Origin of the sequence: Sphingomonas segetis, from assembly GCF_009720245.1 — a bacterium.
GTDB lineage: Bacteria > Pseudomonadota > Alphaproteobacteria > Sphingomonadales > Sphingomonadaceae > Sphingomicrobium > Sphingomicrobium segetis.
In genome coordinates, this window is sequence record NZ_WJSQ01000001.1 from 45157 (window position 1) to 52401 (window position 7245).

4 protein-coding genes are annotated in these 7245 nt (G+C 63.9%); 3 read left to right on the forward strand and 1 reads right to left on the reverse strand.

The features are described 5' to 3' along the window. The first annotated feature begins 8 nt into the window (after window positions 1–8). Both GH737_RS00220 and GH737_RS00225 read left to right on the forward strand, forming a co-directional pair. On the forward strand, window positions 9–1538 hold the full coding sequence (locus tag GH737_RS00220) for an alpha-amylase family glycosyl hydrolase (protein WP_155262850.1): 1530 nt from the start codon (window positions 9–11) through the stop codon (window positions 1536–1538). 66 nt (window positions 1539–1604) lie between these two features. Next, entirely contained in the window at window positions 1605–3233 is a 1629-nt protein-coding gene (locus GH737_RS00225; RefSeq protein WP_155262851.1) for a sodium/sugar symporter, read from the forward strand. On the opposite strand, the gene GH737_RS00230 is transcribed toward GH737_RS00225, so the two are convergent. Next, window positions 3234–4253: a LacI family DNA-binding transcriptional regulator gene (locus GH737_RS00230; RefSeq protein ID WP_155262852.1), complete on the reverse strand. Its 1020-nt coding sequence runs from the start codon at window positions 4251–4253 to the stop codon at window positions 3234–3236. Between the two features lie 158 nt (window positions 4254–4411). On the opposite strand from GH737_RS00230, the gene GH737_RS00235 reads away from it, so the two are divergent. Continuing rightward, on the forward strand, window positions 4412–7245 hold a 2834-nt coding region (locus tag GH737_RS00235; RefSeq protein WP_155262853.1), incomplete at its 3' end, for a TonB-dependent receptor.

Sequence of the window (7245 nt, forward strand, 5' to 3'; positions counted from 1 at the left end):
AGCCTCTGATGGCTATTATCTTGGGGGCCTCCCTGCTGGCCCCCAGTGCGGGCGCGGCGGCAAGGGCGGTCGCCCCCACCGCTGCCGCCGCGCCCGCACGACTTGAGGAGGAGACTTTCTACCACATCTTCACGCGCTCGATGCGCGACAGCAACGGCGACGGCGAAGGCGACCTGAGGGGCATCGAGCAGAGTCTGCCGTACCTTCAGCGGCTGGGGGTGACGTCCATCCTGCTGACCCCACTCTACCCCTCGCCCTTCTATCACAATTATTTCGCGAGCAGCTTCGAAGGAGTGGACCCCGAATTCGGGACGATGGACGATTATCGAAGCCTTGTCGCGGCGATCCACGGGCGCGGCATGAAGCTCTACCTCGACCAGGAGTTCCAGTACGTCGCCTACGACCACCCGTGGTTCAAATCGGCGCTCGGAAACCCGCAATCGCCGTACAGCGACTTCTTCATCTTCAGCGGCCCGAACAACTCGAAGCCGGAATCGGCGGTGTTCGGGATCACCATCGCGCCGCGCTTTCCCGGCGCGGAGACCGGCATCACCACCCTGAATCTCAAATCGCCCAAACTCAGGGCCTGGGCCACGAGCTATTTGCTGAGCTGGGTCGATCCGAACGGCGACGGCGATTTTTCCGACGGCGTCGATGGATTCCGGATCGACCATATGATGGACGATCTCGACAACAAGCACATCCTCACCGGCCTGTTCGACGGTTTCTGGAAGCCGGTCTTCGCCACGCTCAAGGCACGCAACCCGAAGCTGCACCTGATCGCCGAACAATGGGACTGGGGCGACGGCGGCGATTTCCTGCGGCGCGGCGGGGTCGACGCGGCATTCGCTTTCCCGCTCACCAGCGCAATCCGCAGCTTCGACAAGGCCAAGATCGTCAAGGCGATCGAGCAGCTCGACAAGGCCATTCCGGCTGGCAAGACCGAACTGGTCTTCGTCGAAAATCACGACATGGCGCGGATCGCGTCGGATCCCGGAATCACGGCCGAAAAGCTGCGCACCGCTGCGACGCTGATGACGTTGCTGGCAGGAACACCGTCCATCTATTACGGGCAGGAGCTTGGAATGAGCGGGACGCCGCGCGAGATTCGGTCCGACGAACGCGAGATCGGCATGCGCGAAGCGTTCGAGTGGGACGCCAGGGTCGAAGCTCCGCACGCCGCCATCTGGTATAAAGGCCCAAAGAATTACTGGACCGAGCGCTTCGCCAGGGACAACGACGGCGTTTCCGTCGCCGAGCAAGATGCCGACCCCGGCTCGCTCCTCAATCACTATCGGCGCCTGCTGAAGCTCCGCGCGTCGGATTCGGCGTTCCGCTCCGGAACGCAGCGTGTGATCCCGACCAACGGCAAGCTCCTGATCGTCGAACGAGCGGATGGCGGCGAGAAAGCGCTGATTATCGCCAATCTGTCCGGCGAGGCAGCAGAATATCTCGTTTCCGGCCGCGATCTGCTCTCCGGCTCGCGCATCGACGGCGTACAACTGCAGCCGTATCAGGCGGCGGTCATCCGGCCCTAGACAGGTGACTGCGCTGGTATAGGTTCGTTCCGTTCTGGCCGCGGCTGCGGCGGGGGAGCGCCGCGGATGAGCCTTTCGGCAATCGATCTCATTGTCGTCATCGCCTATGCGATCGGCATCTTCAGCCTTGCCCAGTGGGTCTCGCGCGAAAAGGCGGGACATACCAAGGACACGTCCGACTACTTCCTCGCATCGAAGAACCTGCCATGGTGGGCGATCGGGTCGTCGCTGATCGCGGCCAACATCTCGGCCGAGCAGATCGTCGGCATGTCCGGGTCGGGTTATGCAATCGGGCTCGCGATTGCCTCCTACGAGTGGATGGCCGCGGCGACGCTCCTAATCGTCGGCAAGTTCTTTTTGCCGATTTTCCTCAAGAACCACATCTACACGATGCCGCAGTTCCTCGAGCGGCGGTACGGCGGGCTGATCCGCACCTTGATGGCGATCTTCTGGCTCGCCCTCTACATCTTCGTCAACCTGACCTCGATCATCTGGCTCGGCTCGATCGCGGTGAACAAGGTTGCTGGCGTCGACCAGGATGTCGCCCTCGTCATGCTCGGCGCGTTCGCCTTGCTCTATCAGCTGCGCGGGGGCCTGAAGGCGGTCGCGCTGACCGATATCGTCCAGGTGACCCTGCTCGTGCTCGGCGGCCTCGTCGTCGCCTTCCTGACGCTGACGGAGATCGGCGGCGGCGACCTGTTCGCCGGCTTCCACAGGCTGGTGACGGCCGCGCCCGACCACTTCCACATGATCCTGGAGAAGGACGATCCGCACTACATCGATTTGCCCGGCCTTTCAGTGCTGCTCGGCGGGATGTGGATCGCCAACATCGCTTACTGGGGCTTCAACCAGTACATCATCCAGCGTGCGCTCGCGGCGAAGAGCCTCGATGAAGCGCAGAAGGGCGTGATCTTCGCCGCTTACCTCAAGCTCATCATGCCGCTGATCATCGTGCTTCCGGGCATCGCCGCGGTGGTGCTCGCCCCCGACCTCGCCAAGCCCGACCAGGCCTATCCGACGATGATGCGGCTGCTTCCGCCGGGCCTGCTCGGGCTCGTGTTCGCAGCGCTGATTGCGGCGATCGTCGCTTCGACCGCGTCCAAGATCAACTCGATCGCGACCATCTTCACGCTCGACGTCTATGCCAAGCGCCGCCACGAGCGCACCCGCGCCGAGGACGATTGCGGGAAAAGCAAAAGCGAGGAAAAGCACCTCGTCCTCGTCGGGCGGATCACCGCGGTGACCGCGATCGTCATCGCGATCCTCGCCGCGCGGCCGCTGCTCGGAAGCTCGGAACAGGCGTTCCAGTTCATCCAGGAATTCACCGGCTTCTTCACACCGGGGATTACGGTGATCTTCCTGCTCGGCCTGTTCTGGAAGCGCGCCAACGAAGCCGGCGCGATCGTCGCGGCTGTCACCTCCGTCGTGCTGTCGACGATCATGAAATACACGTTGCCCGCCGCCGCGTTGCCGCAGGGCGTCAACGATTATCTGACGCCGTTCATCAACCGCATGGGGGTCGTGTTTCTCGTCTCGCTGTCGCTCGCGGTGATCGTCAGCCTCGCCACCCGGCAGCGCGAGGGCGCCGACACCATCGACACCGCCGACGTCCGCTACCGCACCAGCGCCGGCTTCAACGTCGGAGCGCTCGGCGTCATCCTGATCCTGATCGCCCTGTACGCGACCTGGTGGTGATTAAAGGACGCTGGACTCCCGCACGGTCAGCCTGACCGGGAGCACCTGGTCCTTGGCGGCGCCGATTTCGATCGACTGGACAAGCGTGTCGATCAGCGCCTCGGCGGCGCGGCGAGCGTCCTGGGTGACGGTCGTCAGCGGCGGGCTGGCGAGGCTCGCGGCGGGAATGTCGTCGAAGCCGACGACCGCCGTCTCGGGGACGCTGCGGCCAGCCTGCTGAAGCGCGTGCATGGCGCCGATCGCGGCGATGTCGCTAGCCGCGAAAATCGCGTCGAAATCGGCATTGGCGCCAATCAGCTGCGCGGCCGCTGCCCGTCCATCGCCTTCGCTTGGCGCCGCATCGGCGCGAAGCTGCTCGTCGGGCTGCAGTCCGGCCGCACGGAGCGCCCTCGAATATCCGCGCCACCGCTCCTGCACTTCGGGGAAGCCCGGGCCGCCGGTGCCGATAAACGCGATCCGCCGCCGGCCCTGTCGAAGCAGATGCGTCGTCGCTTCGAACCCGCCCTGCTCGTTGTCAGACGAGACGGTCGCGCCGATCTCGCCTTCGGCCGCCGAGCCCCAGCGCACGAAATGGGTGCCGCGCTCGACCAGTTTCTCGAGCCTCGGCCGGTGCTGGAGATAGTCGCCGTAGCCGAGCAGGATGATTCCGTCGGCCTTGCGGCTGTCCTCATAATCCACGTGCCAGTCCGACGACAGCTGCTGGAAGGAGATCAGCAAATCATAGCCGCGGTCGGCGCAGCGGCGAACCATCGGCCCCAGGAGCGACAGGTAGAAGGGGTTGATCTCGCTATGGTCGGGCAGTTCCTCGAAGAACAGCAAAGCGAGCGTCTTCGCCTGCTGCCGGCGCAGCCCCGAGGCGTTCTTGTCGACCTTGTAATTGAGCTGTTCGGCCGCGGCGAGTACGCGCCGGCGCGTTGCCTCGCTGACCGACGGATTGCCGGAGAGCGCGCGCGAAACAGTGGGCTGCGAAACCCCCGCGATCGCCGCAATGTCGAAGGAGGTCGGCCGCCTCTGCGTCATCGTGCGGCGAGTCTTAACGTGCTGAATACGTATGTATAGCGGCCCCTGCCGTTCCGCTTCCGAAATCCTCTGATACTCTCATCCTTGGGAGAGGGGTCCTCGTACCCCTTTAGAACTGTGCCCGGCTCGCGCAGCCGGATCGAAGGGGGACAGGTTTCATGATCAGCACGACTTCGCGTTGGCGGTTCGCGGCGGCGGTGAGCCCGCTCGCGCTGATGATTGCCGCAACGCCGGCCTTCGCGCAGGACACGACGGATGACGCCCAGCCGGTCATTACCGGAGAGGCGACCGCGGCGCAGCCGGAAACCCCGCCGCCGAGCGACACCGCAGCCAACGCGGAGAACAGCGATCAGCCACAGGCGCAGTCGAGCGCCATCGTCGTCACCGGCTTCCGTGCGTCGTTGCGCAGCTCGACCGCAAAGAAGAAGAACTCCGAAACGGTGGTCGAATCGGTCACCGCCGAAGACATTGGCAAGCTGCCGGACAACAGCATCGCCGAATCGATCGCCCGCCTTCCCGGCCTCGCCGCACAGCGCAACAACGGTCGCGCGCAGATCATCTCCATCCGCGGCTTCGGCCCCGATTTCTCGACCACGACCCTGAACGGGCGCCAGCAGACCACCACCAACGACAGCCGCGCCGTCGAATTCGACCAGTATCCGGCGGAAATTCTCGCCGGCGTCGATATCTACAAAACCGCCGAGGCCGACCACACCGCGGGCGGGCTTGTCGGAAGCATCGACCTGAGGACGATCCGTCCGCTGGATTACGGTCAGCGCGTCCTCGCCGTCGGCATCCGCGGTGCTTACGTCGATCAGAAGCTGCTCCCGAAATCGAAGGACAAGGGTGGCCGCGTGTTCGCCACCTTTGTCGACCAGTTCGCCGACGACCGCGTCGGCCTCGCTCTCTCGGCGGCCTATACCAACGAGCCGTACCAGACTCGCGACTGGAACGCCTGGGGTTACTCCGATTATCCGAGCGGCAACCAGGGCATGTACGGCGTGAAGACCTGGTTCGAGACTGACCAGCTCAAGCGCTTCGGCGGCACCGCCACCCTGCAGGGGCGCCTCAGCGACAATGTGACGATGACGCTCGACGGCTTCTACTCGCACTTCGTCGACGACATCGATCAGAAGGGTCTCGAAATGCCCTTCAAGTTCAGCCCGTTCAACCAGGTGCTCGATGAGACGTCGTCGGACGGCATCGTCACCTCGGCGACCCTGCAGGGACTGCCGCTGGTCGAGAATTATGCGACCGACAAGAAGGCCGACCAATATGCGCTCGGCTGGAACACCTTGTGGGATGGCCACAACGGCTGGCGGGCGCTGGCGGACCTCAGCTGGTCAAGAACCGACCGGACGGAGCATCGCATCGAAACGACCGCGGGCGTCATGTACGGGCGCAACCAGCCGACGGACGTTGGTTGCCTACTGGTGAATGGGTGCGCCACCGTTTCCTTTACGAACACCGATCACGGACCCGAATATGTCAGCAATTTCAATGCCGCCAACCCGGCGCTGGTGCTGACCGACGTCGAGGGCTGGTCAGGCGGCAGCTTCGTCCAGGCGGGATACGACAAGGTCCGCTCGAGCAAGGACGACCTCAAGGAAGCGCGCGGCGAGATCGAACGCGAGATCGGCACCTTCCTCAAGTCCATCAAGGTTGGCGTCGATTACACCGACCGCGCCAAGACCCTGGGGCAGGTCGAAGGCTTCCTGGCACCGCCAGTCGGACAGGTCCAGGCGGCCATTCCGACGAGCATTTTGGAGCCGACGTTCACGCTCGACCGCGGATTCGGCCCGATCCTTTCCTGGGATCCGCGCGCAGTCGAACGAGAGGGTATCCTCCGTTTCATCGACAACACCCAGCCGAACTCCGGCTACGATGTGACCGAGAAGGTCTGGACTCCGTATGTCATGGCGTCGCTCGACAGCCAGCTTGGCGCCGCGAGGCTGACCGGCAACGTCGGCTTTCAGGCCGTCCACACGGATCTGACGTCGACCAGCCTCGCATTTCCCGAGGCAAAGGACGATTACTGGATGTGGCTGCCGAGCGTGAACCTCAACTTGCGCTGGGACAACGGCTGGGTGGTGCGCTTCGCCGCGGCGAAGCAATATATGAGGCCGCGGCTTACCGACCTCAATAACGCAATCAGCTTTCATTACGATTCGACGCTCGACATCTACAACGGCAGCGGGGGCAATCCCTTCCTTCGCCCGTTCCAGGCGAAAGCCGTCGATCTCAACCTGGAGAAATATTTCGGGTCGAAGGGCTACGTCGCGCTGCAGACCTTCTACAAGCACATCGATACCTACATCGCCGGCGGCATCGACGAGAATTTCGATTATTCGCAGTTCCCCCCGCCGCCCAACGAACCCGTCCCGCCGACCGCCATTGGCCGATTCAGCGGCAATGTGAACACGCACGGCGGGCATATGTACGGCGCCGAGCTTGCCGGCACGCTGCCGTTCGACATCTTCTCGCCGTCGCTCGACGGGTTCGGACTTACCGGCGGCGCTGGGTACACCAAGACCAGCATCACCGATTTCAACGGCAACAAGAGCGTCATTCCTGGCTATTCGAAGTGGGTCGCCAATCTCACCGCCTTCTACGAGAAGTACGGCTTCAGTGTTCGCGGGAGCATGCGCTATCGCTCGAAGTTCCAGGGTGACTTCGTGCTGTTCAGCGGCGGGCTCGACCGCCAGTTCGTGCTGTCGGAGACGATTTTCGACGCGCAGGTCGGATACGACTTCCCGACGACTTCGCGCCTGGCGGGACTGTCCGTTTACGTTCAGGGCCAGAACCTGACGGACGAACGGCAGGCGACGATCGCACTGGCCGACAATCCCAATTCATGGCTCAAGTATCAGACTTACGGCCGCCGGTTCCTTGCAGGCGCAACCTATAAGTTCGGCCAACGCGCTGCGCCTCCGCCGCCTCCACCCCCGCCACCGCCGCCGCCGCCGCCGCCCGTCGCGACGCAGACCTGCGC